Here is a 24,864-nt window from a genome sequence, read left to right on the forward strand (position 1 = left end):
TAGCACTCCCTGTCAGCAGTTTTCTATTTGATGAGTTCTGCTTTAGAAAGTTCGGTTCGTAATTGCTCGGCCCGTTTTCGATTGACGCCAAAGTCGGAATACCCTACGCGTGATTCTGAACGCACGATCAGAGTATTCCCGTCGATCTTTAATTCGAGATCATCCACGAAGCGCATGATTTTAGATGTGCATTCAATGCGCAGATAATTGCCATCTTTCTCTGCTGTTTTAGCCCCCGATAGTTGCAGTGCTGCGTGCTCAATTGCATCCAATGTGGCGGATTCGGTGAGAGTAAAAGGTTCGAGGTGGTGTTCTTCTCGTTGGTCTTGTGTTGAAACGCAGTTAGGTTTGTTTCCACATGGGGTTTGAGTTCTATCTGGCATCGAAGTGACTCCTTGGCTGCATGCGGTTAAGCCGAGAAAAGTGATGAGCATCAGAGCGGCTTTTTTCATGAGTTCTATTCCTTAACAGAGGAATTTAATTATATGTAATAAAAGAAAAAAGGATCCAATCTTTGGATCCTTTTTGAGTGTTGGTACGACGCTATACGTTTAAGTAATCAAGAATGCCTTCTGCTGCTTTTCGTCCTTCATCAATGGCGGTTACCACTAAATCAGAACCGCGAACTGCGTCTCCCCCAGCAAAGATCTTTTCATTGCTGGTTTGATATTGAAACTCTTGGTTGTTGGGTGCTTTGATTCGTCCCCATTGATCAAGTTCAACATTGAACGGAGTAAGCCAGTTCATTTGATGAGGTTGGAAACCAAATGCCATGATGACAGCATCGGCAGGCAGTACGTGTTCACTTCCTTCTACAGGTTCTGGGCGACGGCGACCTGCGTCATCAGGCTCGCCTAAAGCAGTTTTGACCACTTTCACGCCTGAAACTTTGCCATACGCATCAACCTCAATACCTAAAGGCTGAAGGTTAAACATGAACTTCACGCCCTCTTCTTTGGCATTTTTCACTTCTCGACGGGAGCCTGGCATGTTTTCTTCATCACGACGGTAGGCACAAATCACGTTAGATGCGCCTTGACGGATCGAAGTTCGCACGCAGTCCATCGCGGTATCACCACCACCAAGCACTACGACTTTTTTGCCAGCCATATCGATAAACGGTTGGTTATGTTCTAGCTCCATAACCTTATAGGTATTGGAAATCAAAAATGGTAGGGCGTCATAAACGCCCGGCGCGTCTTCATTTTCCAAACCGGCGCGCATGTATTTGTATGTGCCCACACCTAAGAAAACCGCATCGTATTCATCAAGCAGTTCTTGCATCTGCACATCTTGGCCGACTTCCACATTCATGCGGAACTCAACGCCCATTTCGGTAAATACCCGACGACGATTTTCCATGACCCCTTTTTCCAATTTGAAAGAAGGAATACCAAAGGTAAGTAGGCCACCAATCTCTGGGTAACGGTCAAACACCACAGGTTTTACACCGTTGCGAACTAAAATGTCTGCTGCTGCCAAACCAGCAGGGCCAGCACCGATGATTGCCACCTTTTTATCCGTCCACTCCACTTTGGACATGTCAGGTTTCCAGCCCATTTCAAAGGCTTTGTCGGTGATGTACTTTTCAATGTTTCCGATCGTGACTGCACCAAAATCATCATTTAGTGTGCACGAACCCTCACACAAACGGTCTTGCGGACACACACGGCCACACACTTCAGGCAAGCTGTTGGTTTGGTGTGAAAGTTCCACGGCTTCTAAAATTCGGCCTTCATTCGCCAGTTTTAGCCACTGGGGAATGTAGTTATGGACGGGGCACTTCCATTCACAATATGGGTTACCGCAATCCAAACAGCGATCGGCCTGCGCTGTTGCTTGTTGTTTCGTGAACGGCTCGTAAATTTCAACAAACTCAATCTTACGAATCTTAATTGGTTTTTTCGCCGGATCTACGCGTTGAACATCGATAAATTGGTAAACGTTCTGACTCATGATTCAAACATCCTCCATGATTTATTGGGCTTGAACGCGCAGTTCAGCAGCGCTGCGGCTTTGGTGACCAAGTAGCGTGTTTAAGTCAGCCGCTTGAGGTTTCACCAAGTAGAACTTCGGAATCCATTCGTCAAAGTTCGCCAAAATATGTTCTGCATGGCTAGAGCCAGTCTCTTCGAGATGCTCCGCAATTAGGCCGCGCAAGTGCTCTTGGTGGATGTATAGATCCGACAGTGAAATGGCTTCCACCGATTCGTTGTTTACACGACCTTGGAAGTCTTGATTTTCATCCAACACGTAAGCAAACCCGCCCGTCATACCAGCGCCGAAGTTCACTCCTGTGGCGCCAAGAATAGCCACAATGCCGCCAGTCATGTATTCACAAGCGTTATCACCCGCGCCTTCGATTACTGCGATGGTGCCAGAGTTACGAACACCAAAACGTTCTCCTGCTTTACCGGCTGCAAACAGTTTGCCGCCTGTTGCACCATACAAACATGTGTTACCGATAATGGTGGCTTCGTTACATTTAAATGCAGTGCCTAGGTGAGGTTTAATCGCGATCTTACCGCCTGCCATGCCTTTGCCTACGTAGTCGTTCGCATCACCAGTGAGGTAAAGCTCTACGCCGCCCGCATTCCAAACGCCAAACGACTGGCCAGCCGTACCATCTAGATAGATTTTGATTGGCGAAGCTGCCAAACCTTGGTTGCCATAGCGTTTTGCTATCTCACCAGATAAACGCGCGCCAACAGAACGGTCGGTGTTGATGACGTTGTAGAAGAAACTTGCTGATTGGCTGTTTTCGACAGCATTCAAGGCATCATCAACGATTTTTTGGTTGAGTTCGGCTTTATCAAACGGTTTGTTTGGCTCCGTCCAAAATAGTGGATGACCTTCGGCTGAAATAGGAGCTTCTAAGATGTTTGATAGATCCAACTTGGTTTGCTTCGCTGTGAATCCCTCGACGGCTTCAAGTAAATCAGTACGACCAATTAAGTCTGTCAGTTTCTCTACGCCAAGTTCTGCGAGTAACTCACGTACTTCATCGGCAAGGCCAGTAAAATAGTTCATTACCATTTCTGGTAAGCCTTTAAAGTACTCTTTACGAAGGGTTTCATCTTGAGTTGCCACTCCCGTTGCACAGTTGTTCAAGTGGCAAATACGTAAGAATTTACAACCCATAGCAACCATTGGTGCAGTACCAAATCCGAAGCTTTCCGCACCAAGAATCGCGGCCTTAACAACATCTAGCCCTGTTTTTAACCCGCCATCTACTTGAAGACGAATCTTATGACGAAGGCCATTTGCAACCAGTGCTTGTTGGGTTTCTGCGAGGCCAAGTTCCCAAGGACTACCTGCGTATTTCACCGAAGTCAGTGGACTTGCGGCCGTACCGCCATCGTAACCTGAGATAGTGATGAGGTCGGCGTAAGCTTTTGCGACCCCTGTGGCTATGGTGCCGACACCAGGCTCGGAGACGAGTTTCACCGAAACTAGGGCATTCGGGTTGACTTGTTTTAGGTCGAAGATCAGCTGAGCTAAATCCTCAATCGAATAAATATCGTGATGTGGAGGAGGGGAGATTAACGTCACCCCTTGCACCGAGTAACGCAGCTTGGCGATTTCTGCCGTGACTTTGTGCCCTGGTAGCTGACCACCTTCACCAGGTTTAGCTCCTTGTGCAACCTTGATTTGCAGTACGTCTGCATTGGTTAGGTAATGAGGCGTAACCCCAAAACGGCCTGATGCGATCTGCTTGATTCGCGAGTTCCGCTCGGTGCCAAAACGACGAGGATCTTCACCACCTTCGCCAGAGTTAGAGTAACCACCAAGACGGTTCATCGCCGTTGCAAGTGCTTCGTGTGCCTCTGGGCTCAACGCTCCGATAGACATGGCCGCAGAGTCAAAACGTTTGAACAATTCTGTTTTAGGTTCGATTCGTTCGAGTGGCAATGGCGAGTCAATTTTTTTCAGTGCCATTAGGTCACGCAACATCGCGACAGGGCGCTCGTTTACTTGTTTGGCAAAACTTTGATAATCGTTACTTTCACCAGATTTCACCGCTTTTTGCAGTGTACCAACCACATCAGGGTTGTAGGCATGGTACTCACCGCCATGTACGTATTTGAGTAATCCGCCATGTTCAATCGATTTACGTTTTGCCCACGCCTTGCGGGATAAGTTGGTTAAATCTTGTTGGAAATCATCAAAGTTTGCGCCTTCGATGCGAGTGGTTACGCCTTTAAAGCACAAGTCGACCACTTCCCGACTCAACCCAACGGCTTCGAACAGTTGTGAGCAACGGTAAGAGGCGATGGTCGAAATACCCATCTTCGACATGATTTTGTACAAGCCTTTGTTGATGCCATACTGATAGTTCTGCATAACATCGCGATAGTCTTTATCTAAGGCACCATCGTCAATCAACTTGCCTAACGCTTCATAAGCTAGATACGGATAAACTGCCGTAGCGCCAAAGCCGAGCAATACGGCAAATTGATGAGGGTCACGTGCGGTTGCGGTTTCCGCGACGATGTTGGCATCACAACGAAGGTTGGCTGTAACTAAGCGAGTTTGCACGGCGCCGACAGCCATGGCGGCTGGAATTGGCAATTTGCCTTTGACTAATGCGCGGTCGGAAAGAACCACTAAAACGGTACCTTCTCGCACCACTTGTTCAGCTTGATCACATAAGTCATCGATCGCTTGTTTGAGATCTTTCTCTTGTGGATCGTAGTTTATGTCGAGAATGGTATTGCGGTAGTGATCGTCACCCAGCTCAAGCAACTGTTGCATGTCAGAGTAAAGTAGCACTGGAGAATCAAATGTCACTCGATGCGCGTGGCCGTCGGTTTCACAGAAGACGTTCATCTCCTGACCTATACTGGTGGCTAACGACATAACATGCTTTTCACGTAGTGGATCGATAGGCGGGTTGGTGACCTGAGCAAACTTCTGGCGGAAGTAATCGGTAACCAAACGCTCTTTCGAAGACAGTACTGCCATTGGCGTGTCATCGCCCATAGAGCCTACGGCTTCTTGACCCATATCGCCAAGTACGCGCAGAACCTGATCCACTTCTTCATTGGTCATGGCGAACTGCTTTTGATAGGTCTTAAGCAAATCTTCATCGAAGCTTCGCTCACCCACTTGATCTTCAGGTAACTGAGAGAATGGCGTTAGTTTGCGAACGTTGTTTTCCATCCATTCGCGGTATGGGTGACGAGATTTGAGATCGTTATCGATCTCGCTTGATTGCCACAATTTACCTTTACGAGTATCGACAACTAACAACTCACCAGGGCCAACACGACCTTTTTTCGCAACTTCGTCTGGTGCGTAATCCCAAATACCGATTTCAGAAGCCAGCGTGATCAACTTGTCTTTTGTGATCACGTAGCGAGCTGGGCGCAGACCGTTTCGGTCGAGGTTACATGCTGCGTAGCGGCCATCGGAAAGTACGATCCCTGCAGGGCCATCCCAAGGCTCCATGTGCTTGGAGTTGAAATCGTAGAAGGCTCGTAGATCGGGATCCATATCTGGGTGATTTTGCCATGCTGGTGGAACAAGCATTCGCATGGCTCGGAAGATATCCATGCCGCCGGCCAAGAACAGATCCAACATGTTATCCAGACTTGAAGAATCCGAACCAGTCTCATTTACAAACGGAGCTGCGGTTTGTAAATCGGGCAGCAATGGGGAAGAGAACTTATAAGCACGCGCTCGGGCCCATTGGCGGTTGCCTTCAATGGTATTGATCTCACCGTTGTGAGCAAGATAACGGAACGGCTGCGCCAGTGGCCAGCGAGGTTGAGTGTTGGTTGAAAAACGCTGGTGGAACAGACAGATAGCGGATTCCATGCGTAGATCAGCAAGATCAAGGTAGAAGCGAGGCAAATCCGCAGGCATGCACAAACCTTTGTACACCAGTACTTGCGTCGATAAGCTACAGATGTAGAAATCAGGATCTTCGGTGATCTGTTTTTCAATACGGCGACGGGCAATATAGAGACGGCGTTCAATGTCGCGCTCACGCCAGCCCGCTGGAGCTGAGATAAAGACTTGCTGAATATTGGGCAGTGAGTTGGCCGCAATCGGGCCGAGTACTGCAGAATTTGTTGGAACTTCGCGCCAACCCGCAACCGTTAAGGTCTCCTGAGCGAGTTCTTTATTGACGATGTCTTTAGATAATTGAGCTTTAACCGGATCTTGGCTGAAGAAAAGCATCCCTACGGCATATTGTTTGCCTAGGTTGAAACCATTCTCTTCGGCGATAAGGCGTAAATAGGAATCGGGCTTTTGTAAAAGAAGACCACAACCATCACCTGTTTTACCATCGGCGGCAATACCACCACGGTGGGTCATTCGGTCAAGTGCAGAAATTGCTGTACGAACCAGCTTATGGCTTTGCTCGCCTTCCATATGTGCGATCAAGCCAAATCCACAGTTGTCTTTCTCAAGACTTGGATCATAAAGAGCCATTGCAATTCTCCCTTTGCTTATCTGTCATCCCGACAGATACATCAACACTGCTTACGTTGATAGTGATGACTAACTATGCGTCACTTTTATATTTTTGTGTGTATTTATTCAGTTAATTCAGAAAAATATTTAACAAAATTTATGTGTTTTATTTTCATCAACTTCACAAGCTATAGCTTATTGTAAAAAAGGTCAAGTTATTAGTGGATAATCACGTGAATATGCGATTTACCGTTTAATTGCCTAAAATAGTTCAATTATTTCAATGAGATAGAAAATTGATTGTTACAAAAAAGTAACATTTGATGCTAGGGGGAATAAAAAAGACCAGCATAAAATGCTGGTCAAAAGATAAAGATTGGAAGGAATTGTTTTCTTTCTTGGTCTTTAGCCATCGATATCGCTGATGGCTAAGTGATGACTTTGAAAGAAGGAAGCGTGAATGCCCCCTTTATGCTGAAAGCATTAGCGAATTTGCTTTTGCTTCAAGGTTAGTGCCGCCCATCAGGTATTCATCAATAGCACGAGCACATTCGCGACCTTCGTTGATACAACGAACCACCAAAGATTGGCCTGTACGCATATCACCTGCGGCGAATACGCCTTCTTGATTCGTCGCGAAACCTTGCGTTGCAACGTTGCCGCGATCATCGAGTGCGATATCCAGTTGAGCAAGCACGCCAGTTGGTTCTGGGTGCAGGAAGCCCATCGCAAGGAAAGCCATGTCACATGGGATCACGCGCTCGCTGCCTTCTACTTCTTTAAAGCTTGGTCGCTCGCCTGGTTTCGCATCTTCCCAAACGATATCGGCAAGACGAAGACCTGTAACTTCACCTTTGTCGTTACCGATGAACTCTTTGGTCAAGATGTTCCAGTGACGATCGACACCTTCTTCATGAGAAGTCGAAGTGCGTAGGATCATTGGGTATTGAGGCCAAGGCATATTGGCTGGGCGCTTCTCTGGTGGAATCGGCATGATTTCAACTTGAGTTATGCTTGCTGCGCCGTGACGGTTTGATGTACCCACACAGTCTGAACCGGTATCACCACCACCGATTACGACAACATGTTTTCCTACTGCGTGAATTTCTTCACCTTTTAGATCCATGTTGTTTGCTCGGCGATTGTTTTGTCCGAGGAACTGCATTGCAAAGTACACGCCTTTTAGATCGCGTCCCGGAACAGGAAGATCGCGAGGAACGGTTGAGCCACCAGTCAGCAGTACCACATCGTACTCTTGACGCAGTTGTTGCGCGTTTACATCGACACCAACGTGTTGATTTACTCTAAACTTAACGCCAGCTTCTGCCATTAGATTGATCTTACGATCAATGACTTCCATGCTCAGTTTGAAATCTGGAATACCGAAACGCAGTAGACCACCCACTTTCTCGTCACGCTCGAATACGGTCACGGTATGGCCTGCGCTGTTTAGCTGCTCGGCAGCCGCAAGACCCGCAGGGCCAGAACCAATGATAGCGACTGTTTTACCAGTGCGAGAACGCGGAGTTTTTGGTTTGGCGTATCCTTCACGATACGCTGTTTCCACGATGGTTTTCTCAATATTACAGATAGTGATTGGGTCTTGGTTAATGCCAAGCACACATGCACTTTCACAAGGAGCGGGACAAACTCGACCAGTAAACTCCGGGAAGTTGTTGGTTGAACTTAGAATGTTCCATGCTTCTTCCCAGCTATCACGATAAACCGCATCGTTAAATTCTGGGATGATGTTGCCGATAGGGCAGCCGTTATGACAAAACGGCACACCACAATCCATACAACGAGAAGCCTGAGTATTGATTTTGCTACCAAACTCCTCGTTCAGAACGAACTCTTTGTTGTTCTTGATACGTTCAGCTGGGTCGATCTTCTGTGGTAGTTCACGACCATGCTCTAAAAATCCAGTAGGCTTACCCATTACACTGCCTCCGCTTGAGTTTCATTTCCTTGAGACTGAGCCTCCTTAGCTTTACGCTTTTGAAGTACCGCTTTGTAATCGCGCGGCATCACCTTAACCATAGAGGCTAGGCTTGCTTCAAAATTGTCTAGGAAAGACTGAGCGACTTCACTTCCTGTGAATTGAACATGCTTGGTTAGCATGTCGAGTAATAGATCTTTGTCTTCTTGCTCGATTGGGTCTAGGTCAACCAGCTCTGGGTTTAGTTTCGATTCAAAGTCGCCTGATTTATCCCATACGTAGGCCACGCCGCCACTCATACCTGCAGCAAAGTTACGACCTGTTGAACCCAGGATGATGGCTGCACCGCCCGTCATGTATTCACAACCGTGGTCACCGACACCTTCTACAACCACTTTCGCGCCTGAGTTACGAACACAGAAACGTTCACCTGCCATACCGCGAATGAAAGACTCACCCGAAGTTGCACCGTAGAAACATACGTTACCAACTACGATGTTGTCTTCTGCGACAATGCTCGATTTCGCGTCTGGGTAGAGCACCAAAGTACCGCCAGATAAGCCTTTACCCCAGTAGTCGTTTGCATCACCTTCCACTTCGAACTTCACGCCCTTAGCGAGGAACGCGCCGAAAGATTGACCTGCAGAACCTTTGAATTTGACATTCATTGGTTGAGGTAGACCTTGGTCTTTGTACACTTTCGAAATTTCATTAGACAGCATGGTTCCGACAGAGCGGTCTGTGTTAACGATAGGGAAGTCAGCACTTACTGCTTCACCTTTTTCTAGAGCTGGAATTGCGGCTTGAATCAGCTTACGGTCTAGTACTGCTTCAAGGTTGTGGTTCTGCTGCGCTTGGTTAAATACGCCATCAGCTTCGCGAGGCTGTTCAACATGAAGTACAGGAGATAGATCTAGGTTCTTGTATTTCCAATGAGAAACGTCTTGGCGAACTTTCAGTTTTTGACCTTGCCCTACCATCTCATCGATAGTGCGGAAGCCAAGTTCAGCCATGATTTCTCGTAGACCTTGGGCCATGTATTGGAAGAAGGTTACGACGTCTTCTACGCGACCATCAAAGCGCTCGCGAAGTGTTTTGTTCTGAGTCGCGATACCAACAGGACAGGTGTTCTTATGACACTTACGCATCATGATACAGCCTTCAACCACCAATGCTGCGGTTGCTACGCCCCATTCTTCTGCACCTAGTAGTGTTGCGACTGCAAGGTCACGAGGTGTCTTCATCTGACCATCTGCTTGAACAACGATACGGTTACGTAGGCCGTTCTTCAGTAGCGTTTGGTGGGTTTCTGCCAAGCCCAGTTCCCAAGGAAGACCAGTATGACGGATTGAAGACATTGGTGACGCACCCGTACCGCCATCGAAACCTGCGATAAGCACAACGTCCGCTTTCGCTTTCGCTACACCAGAAGCGATCGTACCTACGCCAGCTTCCGATACCAGCTTCACGTTTACACGGCCCGCGCGGTTCGCGTTCTTCAAGTCGTAGATAAGCTGAGCCAAATCTTCGATTGAATAGATATCGTGGTGTGGTGGTGGCGAGATAAGGCCAACGCCCGGAGTCGAGTGACGTGTTGCACCGATCCAGTCATCTACTTTATCGCCTGGTAGCTGACCACCTTCACCTGGCTTCGCACCTTGAGCCATTTTGATTTGCAGTTCTTCAGCGTTAGTTAGGTAGTAAGAGGTTACGCCGAAACGACCAGAAGCCACCTGCTTGATTGCAGAGCGTTCCCAATCGCCGTTCTCTTTGCGCTCGAAACGCATAGGGTCTTCACCACCTTCACCAGAGTTCGATTTCGCGCCAAGACGGTTCATCGCAACTGCCAGTGTTGAGTGCGCTTCATAAGAGATCGAACCAAACGACATTGCGCCTGTTGCAAAGCGTTTTACGATGCTTTCGATTGGTTCTACTTCGTCGATAGAGATAGAGCCCGCTGGGTTCTTGATGAACTCCAGTTGGCTACGTAGCGTTACCGCGTTGTCGCCTTGTTTATCGACGGCACTCGCATACTGCTTGAACTGCTCGTAATCTTTGTTGCGAGTTGATTGCTGGAGTAGAGAGATAGTTTCTGGGTTGAATAGGTGTTTCTCACCACGTTGTTTCCACTGGTAAACACCGCCCACATCCAGCATTTGAATTGGGATTTCGCGTTGTGGGTAACCGATGCGGTGGCGAATCAGCACTTCTTTCGCGATGTCATCCAGAGTCAAACCTTGGATACGAGAAACGGTACCTGTGAAGTACTTATCTACCACTGACTTGTGGATGCCTAACGCTTCGAAGATTTGCGCACCATGGTACGACTGCAGGGTTGAGATACCCATCTTCGAGAAGATCTTCAGAAGACCGCCATTGATCGCTTTACGGTAGTTGTTGAACAGATCGCGAGGGTTCGCTTCTGGATCCAACTTCTTAGTACGTTGAAGTTCAATGATGGTTTCAATCACTAGGTACGGGTTAACCGCATTCGCACCGTAACCAAGTAGCGTTGCAAAGTGGTGCGTTTCACGCGCGTCACCGGTTTCAACCACGATGTCACACTTCGCACGTAGACCTTTACGGATCAAATGGTGATGTACTGCACCAACTGCCAGCATTGCTGGGATCGCTGCGTGGTTTGAGTTCACTGCACGGTCAGTTAGAAGGATGATTGAGTAACCATCGATAACCGCATCTTCGGCGTATTGGCAGATACGTTTTAGTGCGCGCTCAAGCTTGCCTTGGTCTTCGCTGGCTTGGAATACGATATCCAGCGTTTTGGCTTGCAGGTGCTCATTGTCGATTGCACGCAGCTTCTCAAGCTCAGAGTTAGCCAGAACTGGCGATTCCAATTCCACTTTCTGACAGTGAAGTGGCGTTTCAGTCAGAAGGTTTTGGTCTTTACCCAAGTAAGTATTCAGCGACATAACCATACGCTCACGGATCGGGTCGATCGGTGGGTTGGTTACCTGCGCAAACAACTGCTTGAAGTAGTTTGAAAGATGTTGCGACTGGTGTGACAGCACGGCCAGCGGCCAGTCAGCACCCATTGCAGATAGCGGTTCTTTACCTTCATTTGCCATTGGAACGATGATTTCGTTCACTTCTTCAGTACTTACGCCAAACGCTTGTTGACGGTGTAGAAGATGTTCTGGCTTAGGTTGGCTGAACTGGTTGCTCGCATCAGGCAGCTTCTTCAAGCTCAGTAGGTTTTCTTCTACCCACTTCTCGTAAGGTTGTGCCGTTGCGATGGTGTCTTTCACTTCTTCATCAGAAATGATGCGACCTTGCTCTAGATCCGCAACGAAGATACGACCTGGTTGCAGACGACCACGGAACTCTACGTTCTCTGGTGCAATATCCACTACGCCAGATTCTGATGCCATGACTAGGAAGTTATCTTTGGTCACTGTGTAGCGAGAAGGACGTAGACCGTTGCGGTCGAGCGTAGCACCTACTTGAACACCATCGGTAAAACAGACAGATGCCGGGCCATCCCACGGCTCCATAATGTTCGCGTGGTACTGGTAAAACGCGCGACGCTTAGGATCCATGTTTTTATTTTCTTGCCATGCTTCAGGGATCATCATCATTAAGGCATGTGGCAGGCTACGACCAGAAAGAACTAGGAGCTCAAGTGCCATATCAAAGTTTGATGAATCCGAGCTGCCTTCCTGACAGATAGGAAGAAGCATGTCGATTTCAGCCTGAGTAAACAGGTCTGATTCTAGGATCGCTTCACGGGCTTTCATCCAGTTCAAGTTACCGCGAACTGTGTTGATTTCACCGTTGTGAGCGATGTAACGAAAAGGCTGTGCAAGACGCCATTTCGGGAAGGTATTGGTAGAGAAACGAGAGTGTACCAGTGCCAGAGCGGTCACCATGGTCGGGTTTTGCAGATCAAGGAAGTACTGAGGCACTTGCTCTGTCGTTAACTGACCTTTGTACACCAATGTCTTGTAAGACATTGAGTTAATGTAGAAGTCGTCACCAATGTTCGACACGCTTTCCAGGCAAACGCGTACGGTGTAATTACGAAGTACGTAAAGTTTGCGTTCTAGCTCTTCAGGTGTGATGCCAGGACCGCCGGAGATAAACACGTGCTCAAATTGAGGCTCTGTGCTTAGAGGGTCGGCACCAATCATGGAGTTGTCGGTTGGTAATACGCGGTAGCCGATGACTTCGAGATCTAAGCGTTTGGCATTACGCTCTAAAATGTCACGGCATTGTTCGCGTTTGTATTCGTCTTTTGGGAAAAGAACGACACCAACGCCATACTTTTCAAACGAAGGCAGTTTAATGCCTAGTTTAACGGCCTCTTCTAATAGGAATTCATGAGGTTTTTGCAACAAAATACCCGCACCGTCACCGCTGCATGGGTCACAACCTTGACCGCCACGGTGTTCCATGCGAGCCAGCATATCCAATGCTTGAGTCACAACTTCATGAGATTTACGGTTTTTAAGGTGAGCAACAAAACCGATACCACAAGCGTCATGCTCCAATTCCGGAGTGTATAGACCCTGTGAATTTTGCTCTCTATCTACCATAGATACATCCTTCCAGTTCAATGCGACGCAAAGGTACGAGGCAGACCGAAGTTGCCTTGTGACACATGATGCGTCTTGTCCTTTATATTTATTATCGCCACCAGTCGAGGTTGACTGGTCTTGATTCCTTTCCGTATCTCGCAGGAAAAGTATTGCGAGAAAAACAATCCTTGGTGATATCCCTTTATTTATTCTCACTATTTAGTGATTTATATAGGTGGGAGTGGGATAACACCGACAATTCCCGCTGTGCGTGCTGTAATAAAAGTCACAAAAAATGCGGGGTTGTGTAAGTATCCTACAATTTTGTTACTTCGGATTGCAATGAAAAGTCGCCTCTGTGACCCAATTTTTTCGTTTAAATATGCATTTTTAGTTTAACATTCACGCAACATGACGCTTTTTTGTCTGTATTTATGCAAGTTTATTGATTTCACACCGATTGGGCGTTGTTTGAATTGAGTAATATTGTTTGTTTTTTCTTGCAGGGATGTAATTTAGTTACATAAATCGTAGTGAGATTTATTACGGTTTACTATTGGTGAGAATCTATGCAGTTACATGAGTTGGTCAATACACTAGGCCAAGATCTTCAGCGTCGTTACGGCGAAAAAGTCCATAAGCTGACTTTACATGGTGGCTTTAGTTGCCCAAACCGCGATGGCACGATTGGCCGAGGTGGTTGTACATTTTGTAATGTGGCTTCGTTTGCTGACGAAGAAGTACAAATCAAAAGTATTCATGAACAGTTGAAAGATCGTGCTGGAGAGATCCATCGAGCGAAGAAATATCTGGCGTATTTTCAGGCTTACACCAGTACTTATGCAGAAGTACAAGTACTGAAAAATATGTATGAAGAAGCGCTCAAAGCTGCTGATATTGTGGGTTTGTGTGTGGGAACTCGCCCAGACTGTGTACCTGACTCGGTATTGGATTTGCTGTCAGATTATGTAAACCAAGGTTATGAAATTTGGCTCGAGCTAGGTCTTCAAACTGCAAATAACGATACGCTCAAACGCATCAACCGCGGACATGATTTTGAATGTTATGCGGAGATCACTCAGCGAGCTCGAGCCTTAGGGATCAAAGTTTGTACTCATTTGATTGTTGGATTACCGAAAGAAACCCGCGACGATAATATTGAAACGCTGCAAAAAGTGTTGGCCGTGGGCACTGATGGCATCAAGTTACATGGCCTGCATATTGTGGAAGGCAGTACGATGGCGAAAGCTTGGAGAGCTGGCAGATTAGAAGCTCCTGAATTGGAAGAATATGTTGCGATTGCCAGTGAAATGATTCGTATGACGCCCGCTGATGTTGTGTTTCATCGTGTCTCTTCCGCAGCTCGTCGTCCAACGTTGTTGTCCCCGCTTTGGTGTGAAAACCGTTGGTTAGCCATGACTGAAATTGGTCGCGCATTAAATAAAGATGGCGCTCAAGGCAGCTTAATAGGAAAGCCTTTTATCTACACGAAGCCGGAATTAAAAGCAGATTGCTCAATAAATAACTGATATATTTTTAGCAGTTTGCTTTATAGGTGGAAAAATGGATCAGTTACTTAATTGGCTTTGGAATGGGCAGGAGAGTTATGGATATATTGTCCTGCTATCGATAGTCAGTGCGATTGCGATAGCACTTATCTACTTTCGTTTCCAAAACGCACTTAAGCAGCTTATTACTGATTCGCCTTATCCAGTGCTGGTGCTAGATGCCAGCCATGGACAAATCCTACTTTCGAATCAAGCAGCGATGCAGTTGCTTGGCATTCGCTCACTGGGTACAGGCTTTTTGTACCCAGCTTTGTTTGAGCTTCACAAACTTTCTTCGTTGCTAGATAGTTTTTCCAGTCGCTATTTCCGTCACCAAGTCTTTGATTGGCGTTTATCTGAAAACGAATCTATTAAGGTTGAATTGTCCGGCCGAAAGAGTTTGCTACGTGGTCATCGTGTTTGGATCATGTACGCGCAACCTTATCAAGTCACTTTACAAGAGCAGCAGCAAGAGTTGGCGCAGTTAGAGATGGCTCGCTCAGCGCTAGATTCGCTGTCCGAGTTGATCTGCTTGCAAGATTGCCAAGGTAACTTATTGACGACGAATCGTGCCTTTGACCAGTTTTGGGAGGGGCGACGAGAAGAAGCCATCACTGCAACGGCGAGCCGAGTCGCTACCCGTAAAAGTGAACGAAAATGGACGACGGACACGCAAGGTCGCAGCTGCTTGCTTGAAGTGAATTTAAGCTCATTAGTTTCGCCAAGTGGTGAGCTACTCGGAACGTTGTCTATTAGTCACGATGTGACGGAATGGCATAAGATTCAACAGAACTTACGTGATGAAATGGAACGTCGTAAAGACACTGAAGTAGCCTTGGCTCAACGTGACACCATTCTTCAAACAATCTTAGATGCAAGCCCTGACTCTATCGGTATTTTTAATGAGAATATGGTGTACCAAGCGTGCAATAAGCCATTTGTAAACGCTTTAGGTATATCTGAAGTTTCTGATTTGATTGGAAAGCGTCTTCAAGATGTCATTCCCGTTGAAATGTACACGCGGTTGGAAACGAGCGACCTACATGCTCTACGACAAGCGGAACCGGTAAGGTACATCGATAAGGTCGTGAGTAGTGATGGCCATATTACGTGGTTTGATGTGGTGAAATCGCCGTTTAAAGACAAGGCATCGGGTACGAATGGCGTTCTTATCATGGCGCGTGATATTTCAGAGCGTTATCTCGCCGAGCAAAAACTTGAACAAGCGAACCTTGAACTTGAGAAATTGAGCTTTATGGACAGCTTGACGCAAGTGGCGAATAGACGCCGATTTGATGAACGTCTTCATGTACTTTGGTATCACCATATTCGTGAAAAATTGCCTTTGACTATCATGTTGTGCGACATCGACTTCTTTAAAGATTACAACGACTGTTACGGGCACCAACAAGGCGATGAGGCGTTGATTCGTGTCGCGGCGGTCTTCAAGCAAGTGGTCAACCGTTCTTCAGACTGCGTGGCTCGATACGGTGGTGAAGAATTTGGTTTTATCTTGCCAAACACGACAACAGAAGGCGCAGAGCAAGTCGCTCAACGCATTCATCAACAGATTAGACAGCTTGATATGGAGCACGGTAGTTCGGAAGCTTCAGAGCACCTCAGTGTGAGTATCGGCTTTGTTTCTTACGTTCCTCAGCATGGTGATGAACCTGAAATGGGCATCGCTATGGCCGACAGTGCGCTATACCAGGCCAAAGCCGATGGCCGTAATCGCACCTGTATCCACCCTAGTTCCTTCTAGCGCTTTGTGACCGCTTGCTCTAAGTTGATAGCAAGCGGTTTAAATCACCGTATTAAACACGTTAAACTGCTTATACCTTGTGTTCTCGCCAGTTCATCAAGGTGAATGCCTCAAAATCAAACAGACCTAAATTGCGTTAGGCCTTGTACATCTGCCCGTTTTCAATATGTCGGGTTGATAGCTTGCTTGTGCCATGGAGTAGTGAATGAAGCCCATGAAAAATCTCGCCCAGTACTATGTAGACTTACTGGTGAAACTAGGGATTGTCCGTTTTTCAATTTTGTTAGCCCTAGCGCTGGTGGCACTTGCTGTCGTCGTACAAGTTGGTATCACTTTGGCTCTCAAAGGGCGCGTCGATGATATCGACATTGTACGTTCCGTTTTCTTTGGTTTGCTAATCACGCCCTGGGCCGTTTACTTCCTATCTGTGGTGGTTGATCAGTTAGAAGAGTCTCGTCAACGATTGACGAAGCTGGTTTCTAAATTGAAAGATATGCGTTCACGCGACCAAGAACTGAACTTCCAACTACAGCAGAACATCGAAAAGCTCAATCTAGAGATTGAAGAGCGGATTAAAGCGGAAGAAGCGCGTGAAGAGGCGATGCAGGATCTAGAAAATGAGGTTTTCCAGCGTGAGCGAACGCAATTAGAGTTAGCAGAGCGTACCGCTTTGTTACGTTCATTCATCGATGCGTCACCTGATTTGATTTATTACCGTAATGCCGATGGCGTCTTCTCTGGTTGTAACCGAGCGATGGAAGAGTTAACGGGCAAGAAAGAGCATCAACTTGTCGGTTTGAGCCCGTGGGATGTCTACAGTAAAGAAATTGCACAGCCAATCGTAGATACCGACCAAAAAGTCTTTAGCGACAACCAAGCGATCACTTACGAGCAATGGTTGGAATACCCTGATGGGCGGAAACACTATTTTGAATTGCGCAAAGTACCATTTTATAGCAAAGACGGTCGCCACTTGGGGTTGGTTGGTTTTGGGCGAGACATCACTGAGCGTAAGCGTCACGAAGAATCTCTAGAAAAAGCCAGCCGAGATAAAACGACGTTTATCTCCACAATTAGCCATGAACTTCGCACACCGTTAAACGGCATTGTTGGCTTGAGTCGAATGTTGCTTGATAGCCCGCTGACGGAAGAGCAGCGTAAGCACATGCAGACGATCAACGTGAGTGCGATTACGTTGGGGAATATCTTCAATGACATCATCGATATGGACAAATTCGATCGTCGTAAGCTTGAACTGTTACCTGCGCCATTGAACTTTGAAGACTTTGTCGCCGAGATAGAGAGTATTTCGGCGCTCATGGCGGAACAAAAAGGACTGCGTTTCGACTTAGAACGTTTGAGTGACTTACCAAAAGCGATCGAGGTGGATGCGACCCGTTTACGCCAGGTGATTTGGAATCTAGTGAGCAACGCGATGAAGTTCACCAAAGAAGGTGGCGTTGTGATGACAGTCAGCGCTGATGTCGAAGAAGACTTCGCGACCATTATTATGGAAGTCGAAGACACCGGCATCGGTATTCCTGAAGCTGAACTGGATAAGATTTTTGCTATGTATTATCAAGTTAAGTCGGGCAAAGACAACTTGCATGCGGTAGGTACAGGCATTGGGTTAGCGGTTTCGAAACAGCTGATCAATATGATGGATGGGGACATTACGGTCACAAGTGAAGAAGGCTTTGGTAGTACCTTTACTGTGTCGATTCACGTTCCTATTGTTGAACTCGAAGAGCCGGTAATCGATGCGAAGCGCGACAATGTGCATCTCAACATCTTTATGGTTGAAGACATTGAACTTAACGTGACGGTGGCTAAGTCGCTGCTAGAAAGTTTGGGGCATTCCGTGACGGTCGCGATGACTGGGGAAGAGGCGTTAGTCAACTTTGTGCCGGATCAATACGACCTTGCGCTGTTGGACATTCAACTGCCAGACATGACAGGGTTTGATGTGGCGAAGTACTACCGTGAGCATTATGACCACTTGCCTCCGTTGGTGGCGTTAACGGCGAACGTGATGAAAGATCGTCGAGAGTACTTAGAAAATGGAATGGATGACGCAATCAGTAAACCATTAGCTGTGCATGCTATTCAGTCAGTGATAGATAAGTTCTTTGTTGATCGAGTCGATAAACCCGCGGTGATTGTTAAGCCTGAAGTCAAGGAAGAAGCGGCACCTTCTCCTGTGATTGAGACACATCTACTGGATCTGGATATGCTAGAGTCTTATGTGGATATTGTCGGCGTTAAACCCGTGTACGACAGCATCAAGATGTTTGAAGACATGATGCCAGATTACATTGAGGTATTAGACTCAAACATGACCGCAAAAGATCAGGATGGCATTGTTTCTGAAGCGCATAAAATCAAAGGTGCGGCAGGATCTATTGGTCTTAAACGCATCCAAAGCGTCGCTCAAAAAGCGCAATCCCCGGATATGCCGGCATGGTGGGAAAATATTTCTGACTGGGTCGAAGAGATAAAGAATGAATACCGAAACGATATTCAGGTACTCAAAAGTTGGTTAGATCAAAGGAAATAACATGAAGAAACTTGCACCCGTAGCCTTACTTATTGCATCGCTCGTAGGTTGTAGTTCTGTTCCTCAAGTGAACTGGCAACAAGGCAGCCAAATTACGATGAATCAGGTGAATGTTGAACTAAAGAGCAATCTTTGGGTGAACTTAATGCCTGCGATTGAGGAAGAACCTGTGCAAGACGTTCAAGAGTTGAGTATTCAAGGTGCTTTGTATCTGGAAGGCGACAAACAGCTGCCTGCGAATTTGACTGCTGAGGCTCTGATTATAAAGCAGGGTACTACCGAGTGGATGATTGATGGTGGGGACTTGGAAACTCGCACTCACAGCGAAAATCAGTGGGAAGTGACGTTTATTTGGCAAGTTGAAGCCGATACAGATAAATCCGTCGATTTGGCGTTGCTGCTTGATGATGCGGGTAAACAACGTTGGCTTGTTGAAAAGCACGTGAAGATAAACAAGGTTTATTAGTTTCTTTGCCGCATAGAAAAAGGGCTTGCTCCAATGAGCAAGCCCTTCGTATTTCTAGCAGACTGCATTAGTCTTCTAAGTCACCACAGAAGCGGTAGCCTTCACCGTGGATAGTCGCGATGATTTCTGGCGTACCAGATACTGATTCGAAGTGTTTACGAATACGGCGAATCGTTACGTCGACAGTACGGTCATGTGGTTTAAGCTCACGGCCAGTCATCTTCTTAAGAAGATCAGCACGTGTTTGGATCTTACCTGGGTTCTCACAGAAGTGCAGAAGTGCACGGAATTCAGAACGAGGCAGCTTGTAGCTATCGCCAGCAGGGCTCACTAGTGAGCGGCTGTTAATATCTAGCACCCAACCGTTGAATTCGTATTTTTCTACTGATCGCTTTTCTTCTTGAACTGCGTTAGTGCTCATTGAGCGGCTTAGCAGGTTGCGCGCACGAATAGTCAATTCACGTGGGTTGAATGGTTTTGTGATGTAGTCATCAGCACCAATTTCAAGACCTAGGATCTTGTCTACTTCATTGTCGCGGCCTGTTAGGAACATCAGAGCGATGTTCGCTTGCTCACGTAGTTCACGTGCTAACAGTAAACCATTCTTGCCTGGAAGATTAATGTCCATAATGACCAAGTTGATAGAGTTGTCAGACAACACTTGGTGCATCTCTTCACCGTCACTGGCTTCAAAAACAGCGTATCCCTCTGCTTCAAAAATACTCTTAAGAGTGTTACGAGTTACTTGCTCATCTTCTACGATAAGAATCTGCGGGGTTTGCATTGGCGGTACCTAAATTTGTGACAAAATTGTGCTAATAGAATAAATTCTAGGCAAAAATATAACATACAGGTAATGTGATTTTGATAATAAATCAAGTTGATCAAAAAAACACTTCTTTCAGCTATCCGCCTTCCTTGGAATTTTGCCAACTCACCAGTATCCAATGGCGACGTTTATTCTATAGGGCTTGTTTACCTTTCAGTTCCTTGCTTTGCAGGGCATGAAACGTAAACACCCTAAGATATGGAGCGGATTTTATATTGTTAACAGCATGCTAACAATGCTCAAATGTTAATTCCATTCAGTTTGTTGATTTACATCAATTGATGAAATGTAACTGTTATTAATCGTTTAAGAGTTATGATAGAAAAAAGTAATACGAACATAGATGTATCGTTATGGAATGCTTATTCAGAATCTTTTTTTCATTTTGAGGCTGAATGGCATACGTCAAGTTATGCGGTGATAACTGCTTGGAACCCCTACAGTAATTTGCGGTCAAAGAAAGAGAACTGCATAAGTAATCAAGAGTTAGAAAAACAACTTAAACACGCGAATTACGTGCTCGTTAACGTAGGTGATCGCAGCTTTGAATGGTGTGAAGAGAGTTTTGCGGCGGATATATCATTAGAAGAGGCTGTGCGATTGGCAAAAGCGTTTCAACAAAATGCCATTTACTATGTGATAGATAGTGATCTTTACTTAGTTGCGTGCGCGGCACCGAGCAAAAAACACTGGCTAGGAAAAATTAACGACAGGCTCGTATAACAGGATATCTCTCGTTGGGGTTATGCCCGAGCGAGCAAATTCACGGAGGAAATATGAGAGACATAACACCAGATATTTGTGATCAATTTGAAGACCAAGTGACGTTGCTAAATTTACCGCTACAGAACTTTGGTCAACGTACCGCCTTTCATGGCGAAATTGTCACAGTGCGTTGCTATCACGATAATTCTAAAGTACGTGAAGTTCTAGAACAGGATGGCACTGGCAAAGTCTTGATTGTTGATGGACACGGTTCCTGCCAAAAAGCGCTGCTTGGTGATCAGCTGGCGATACTCGGTATCGAAAATGGTTGGGAAGGTATCATCGTGTACGGAGCAGTGCGTGATGTGGCACAAATGTCGCAAATGGACATAGGAGTGCAAGCGCTGGGTACATGCCCGTTTAAAACGGAAAAGCGTGGTGTGGGTGAAGTCAACGTGACGTTAACGATGCTGAACCAAATTGTTCAACCAAAACATCATGTTTATGCCGATTGGAATGGGGTGTTGATTTCAAAAGAAGCACTCGATTTTTAGAATCGGAAACCTAAACCTACCTCAAAGCCTTGTTGCCAATCTTGGTAATCCAACGTCGCGTGAATGTCTAACTTATCGGTAATTTTCACGCGGCTAGAAAGTTCAGCAGCGAGGCTACTGTCTTCGGTTTGAATGCCGTTGCTATTCTCAGATTTGTAAGATCTTACGGTGCTTTTTACGGTGACACGATCATTGAAGTGGTAGCTGATCCCGCTGAGAAAGCCGCTTTGGTTTTGAGTCGGAGAGTTATTGACTCGCGCACCTACATAAAGGTCAACAGAATCAAAAAGTTCATAGGCGTAGCCACCATCAATATTCCACACATCAAAGCTGTCGGTTTGGTAACTTTCACTCGAGATAAACAGTTTGTGAGGAGACGTGCTTGTTTTCCCTGGAAGGGGAGGGAGATCGTTAGCAAAAGAAACGCCAGACACTAAAAACAGTAACAGAAAAAGCCATTTTTTCATGTCCACCACTCCTTGTGTCTAACTTTTTTATTAGTATCTGCTAAAAGCTTCTCACTATTAAAGCATAGAATATGAAAGCCAACACATCTATTTTCTAAATAATTCGATCCTAGGAACATTGATCACAGTTAAGTTGTTGTTAACTAGAAACAACACCGTCCAAATGTTTGATCTTGCGCTTTATGAGAAAGATCCGCTTACCTATAGCTCCTAATCACCGTTCGTGTAATGGCATTAACTCCTGAAATTAGAAAACAAGGATGTTTTTCTTAAAATCAAACGTAAGTAATTACACTTATATATCAATGATATTACGCAGAATAAACCTCTGGAAGACTGGAAAATAAACAATTTTTTGTTGACTCTGAATAGGAAACTCGGTAAACGTAGATATAAGAAAACACGATTAACGTTGAATATTTATTTATGCCATCTAACAGCCTAGTAGTAATGACGACGACCATTATTATTACCGACACGACAAATGTTGGGGCAGGCTGCTGAGCGAAAGAAATTCACAAAAAAGGCCTGTATCCAACAAGATACAGGCCTTTTTTTATGCGTTTTTAGACAGAATTTAGACAAAAATTAAGAAAATACATCGGAGGAAGGGATGCGAGTATTGAAGTTTGGCGGTTCATCACTAGCGGATGCAGATCGCTTTTTAAGAGCGGCAGATATCATTGCCAATAACGCTCAACAAGAAGAAGTGGCCGTTGTACTTTCGGCGCCGGGTAAAACGACGAACAAGTTAGTAGCAGTCATTGAAGGTGCACTTCGCAATGGTGAAGCTGAGCTGCAAATCAATGAGTTGGAAGAGTCGTTTAAAACGCTTTTTGCTGATATCCAAGCGGTATTGCCTAACCTAGAAGGTGCGGCGTTCGATAACCAAGTTAAAACCTCTCTTTCTCAACTGCGTCAGTTTGTGCACGGCATTAACTTACTTGGTATGTGTCCAAACAACGTCAATGCTCGCATCATCAGTAAAGGTGAGCGAGTTTCGATTCAATTGATGAAGGCGGTACTGGAAGCCAAAGGGCAAAAAGCGAACCTCATTGATCCTGTTGAATATCTGTATGCGAAAGGCGATCACCTAGAAGCCATGGTGGATGTTGATGTATCGACACAGAACTTCCGTCAAAATCCTCTTCCTAAAGATCATGTGAACATCATGCCGGGCTTTACTGCGGGTAATGAAAAAGGCGAATTGGTGACGCTGGGTCGTAACGGTTCTGACTATTCAGCGGCAGTATTAGCGGCTTGTTTACGTGCTGATTGTTGTGAAATCTGGACGGACGTGGATGGTGTTTACAACTGTGATCCTCGATTGGTTGAAGATGCACGACTGCTTAAGTCACTGAGCTATCAAGAAGCAATGGAGCTTTCTTACTTCGGTGCATCCGTTCTGCATCCGAAGACCATTGCTCCTATCGCGCAATTCCACATTCCATGTCTGATCAAAAACAGCTTTAACCCTCAAGGTGCGGGTACGCTTATCGGCCAAGATACTGGTGAAGATAATCTTGCGATCAAAGGTATTACAACGCTTAACGACCTAACCATGGTTAACGTATCAGGCCCAGGTATGAAGGGGATGGTAGGCATGGCGAGCCGAGTATTTGGTGCGATGTCTTCTGCTGGCGTATCTATTGTTTTGATTACTCAATCATCGTCTGAGTACAGCATCAGCTTCTGTATCGAGGCCGATGATAAGCTGAAAGCTCAACAAGTTCTGGCGGATGCGTTTGAGCTTGAACTAAAAGACGGTCTATTGGAACCGGTTGATTTTATCGATGATGTTTCTATCGTTACCTTGGTTGGTGACGGCATGCGTACATCTCGTGGTGTTGCTTCACGTTTCTTCTCTTCTCTTGCGGAAGTGAACGTCAATATCGTCGCGATTGCGCAGGGTTCTTCAGAGCGTGCTATCTCTGCGGTAATTCCGGAAGACAAAATTTCTGAGGCGATCAAAGCGTGTCACGAAAACCTATTTAACTCGAAATACTTCCTCGATGTGTTTGTTGTTGGTGTTGGTGGTGTTGGCGGTGAGCTGGTGGATCAGATCCAACGTCAACAATCCAAACTGGCAGAAAAAGGTATCGTGATTCGAGTGTGTGGTTTAGCAAATAGCAAAGGCTTGCTACTCGATAGTGAAGGCTTACCACTAGAACACTGGCGCGACCGCATGTCAGCGGCAACAGAAGAATTCAGTCTAGCTCGTTTAATCGCGTTAGTTCAGCGCAATCACATCATCAACCCTGTACTTGTGGATTGTACGTCTAGTGAAGACATTGCAAATCAATATGCAGACTTTCTAGCAGCAGGTTTCCACGTGGTCACACCAAACAAAAAAGCAAACACAGCAAGCATGGCGTACTACCATCAGCTTCGAGATGTCGCTCGTAGCTCGCGTCGCAAGTTGATGTACGAAACAACCGTAGGGGCAGGCCTACCGGTTATCGAAAACTTACAAAACCTGATTGCAGCAGGCGATGAACTTGAACGATTTAGTGGCATTTTGTCAGGTTCACTGTCTTACATCTTCGGTAAACTTGACGAGGGTATGAGCCTGAGCGAAGCGACGAATATTGCGAAAGAAAATGGCTTCACTGAGCCAGATCCTCGTGATGACCTTTCTGGTATGGACGTTGCGCGTAAGCTGCTCATCCTAGCTCGCGAAGCAGGTATGTCATTAGAGCTTGAAGATGTGGTCGTTGACCAAGCGCTACCACCAGGCTTTGACGATTCAGGCAGTGTTGATGAATTTATGGCTCGTTTGCCAGAAGCGGACGCGTACTTCAAAGAGTTATCAGCGAAAGCGGCAGAAGAAGGCAAAGTGCTACGTTATGTTGGTGAAATTAATGATGGCAAGTGCACTGTGAGCATGGCCGCTGTCGATGAAAATGATCCAATGTTCAAAATTAAAGACGGTGAAAACGCGTTGGCGTTTTATAGTCGCTACTACCAGCCAATTCCTTTAGTGCTGCGTGGTTACGGTGCCGGTACAGAAGTGACGGCAGCAGGCGTATTCTCGGATGTAATGCGTACTTTAGGTTGGAAACTAGGGGTATAACAAGAAT

At 46.1% G+C, this 24,864-nt stretch carries 14 protein-coding genes and 1 other annotated feature; of the genes, 7 read left to right on the forward strand and 7 right to left on the reverse strand.

Annotated elements, in window-relative coordinates:
* Positions 1-23: 23 nt before the first annotated feature.
* The 5 genes from UF05_RS21670 to gltB (UF05_RS21690) form a co-directional block, all read right to left on the reverse strand.
* Positions 24-452, reverse strand: coding sequence for a DUF1499 domain-containing protein (locus UF05_RS21670; RefSeq protein ID WP_005497122.1), 429 nt, complete (start codon positions 450-452; stop codon positions 24-26).
* A gap of 91 nt (positions 453-543) precedes the next feature.
* Positions 544-1,956: an FAD-dependent oxidoreductase gene (locus tag UF05_RS21675; RefSeq protein ID WP_023584951.1), complete on the reverse strand. Its 1,413-nt coding sequence runs from the start codon at positions 1,954-1,956 to the stop codon at positions 544-546.
* A 21-nt stretch (positions 1,957-1,977) separates the two neighbouring features.
* Positions 1,978-6,441 carry a glutamate synthase large subunit gene (gltB, locus tag UF05_RS21680; protein WP_025631867.1) on the reverse strand — a complete coding sequence of 1,488 codons (4,464 nt, stop codon included), beginning with the start codon at positions 6,439-6,441 and terminating at the stop codon, positions 1,978-1,980.
* Between the two features lie 451 nt (positions 6,442-6,892).
* Positions 6,893-8,362 (reverse strand): glutamate synthase subunit beta, encoded by a 1,470-nt coding sequence (locus tag UF05_RS21685; protein WP_045544870.1) that lies wholly within the window; start codon positions 8,360-8,362, stop codon positions 6,893-6,895.
* Positions 8,362-12,915 (reverse strand): glutamate synthase large subunit, encoded by a 4,554-nt coding sequence (gltB, locus tag UF05_RS21690; RefSeq protein WP_045544871.1) that lies wholly within the window; start codon positions 12,913-12,915, stop codon positions 8,362-8,364. The genes UF05_RS21685 and gltB (UF05_RS21690) overlap by 1 nt, the downstream gene beginning before the upstream one ends.
* A 551-nt stretch (positions 12,916-13,466) precedes the next feature.
* Between gltB (UF05_RS21690) and UF05_RS21695 the strand changes: the two genes are divergently transcribed.
* The 4 genes from UF05_RS21695 to UF05_RS21710 all read left to right on the forward strand — a co-directional run bounded on the left by UF05_RS21695 (position 13,467) and on the right by UF05_RS21710 (position 19,229).
* Complete coding sequence (locus tag UF05_RS21695; RefSeq protein ID WP_021450207.1) at positions 13,467-14,426, forward strand: TIGR01212 family radical SAM protein; 960 nt, start codon at positions 13,467-13,469, stop codon at positions 14,424-14,426.
* A gap of 34 nt (positions 14,427-14,460) precedes the next feature.
* The gene (locus tag UF05_RS21700) at positions 14,461-16,206 is read left to right on the forward strand and encodes a sensor domain-containing diguanylate cyclase (RefSeq protein WP_005455892.1); all 1,746 of its coding nucleotides are present in this window, start codon (positions 14,461-14,463) and stop codon (positions 16,204-16,206) included.
* Between the two features lie 205 nt (positions 16,207-16,411).
* Positions 16,412-18,763 carry an aerobic respiration two-component sensor histidine kinase ArcB gene (arcB, locus tag UF05_RS21705; RefSeq protein ID WP_029837992.1) on the forward strand — a complete coding sequence of 784 codons (2,352 nt, stop codon included), beginning with the start codon at positions 16,412-16,414 and terminating at the stop codon, positions 18,761-18,763.
* A 1-nt stretch (position 18,764) separates the two neighbouring features.
* Positions 18,765-19,229 carry a hypothetical protein gene (locus UF05_RS21710; protein ID WP_025795748.1) on the forward strand — a complete coding sequence of 155 codons (465 nt, stop codon included), beginning with the start codon at positions 18,765-18,767 and terminating at the stop codon, positions 19,227-19,229.
* Positions 19,230-19,296: 67 nt separating this feature from the next.
* On the opposite strand, the gene arcA is transcribed toward UF05_RS21710, so the two are convergent.
* Complete coding sequence (arcA, locus tag UF05_RS21715; RefSeq protein ID WP_005479585.1) at positions 19,297-20,013, reverse strand: two-component system response regulator ArcA; 717 nt, start codon at positions 20,011-20,013, stop codon at positions 19,297-19,299.
* Between the two features lie 360 nt (positions 20,014-20,373).
* Between arcA and UF05_RS21720 the strand changes: the two genes are divergently transcribed.
* Positions 20,374-20,781, forward strand: a complete 408-nt coding sequence (locus UF05_RS21720; protein WP_005497140.1) for a DUF3293 domain-containing protein — start codon at positions 20,374-20,376, stop codon at positions 20,779-20,781.
* A gap of 53 nt (positions 20,782-20,834) precedes the next feature.
* On the forward strand, positions 20,835-21,317 hold the full coding sequence (locus tag UF05_RS21725) for a putative 4-hydroxy-4-methyl-2-oxoglutarate aldolase (protein WP_005460676.1): 483 nt from the start codon (positions 20,835-20,837) through the stop codon (positions 21,315-21,317).
* Here UF05_RS21725 and UF05_RS21730 read toward each other — a convergent pair.
* Positions 21,314-21,784 carry a hypothetical protein gene (locus UF05_RS21730; RefSeq protein WP_005460677.1) on the reverse strand — a complete coding sequence of 157 codons (471 nt, stop codon included), beginning with the start codon at positions 21,782-21,784 and terminating at the stop codon, positions 21,314-21,316. The two genes, UF05_RS21725 and UF05_RS21730, sit on opposite strands and share 4 nt — an antisense overlap.
* Before the next feature lie 439 nt (positions 21,785-22,223).
* Positions 22,224-22,343: a sequence feature (Thr leader region), on the forward strand.
* Positions 22,344-22,397: 54 nt separating this feature from the next.
* On the opposite strand from UF05_RS21730, the gene thrA reads away from it, so the two are divergent.
* The gene (gene thrA, locus UF05_RS21735) at positions 22,398-24,857 is read left to right on the forward strand and encodes a bifunctional aspartate kinase/homoserine dehydrogenase I (protein ID WP_005479590.1); all 2,460 of its coding nucleotides are present in this window, start codon (positions 22,398-22,400) and stop codon (positions 24,855-24,857) included.
* Positions 24,858-24,864 lie beyond the last annotated feature (7 nt).

The organism is Vibrio sp. S457-15 (assembly GCF_000960545.1).
Taxonomy (GTDB): domain Bacteria; phylum Pseudomonadota; class Gammaproteobacteria; order Enterobacterales; family Vibrionaceae; genus Vibrio; species Vibrio parahaemolyticus.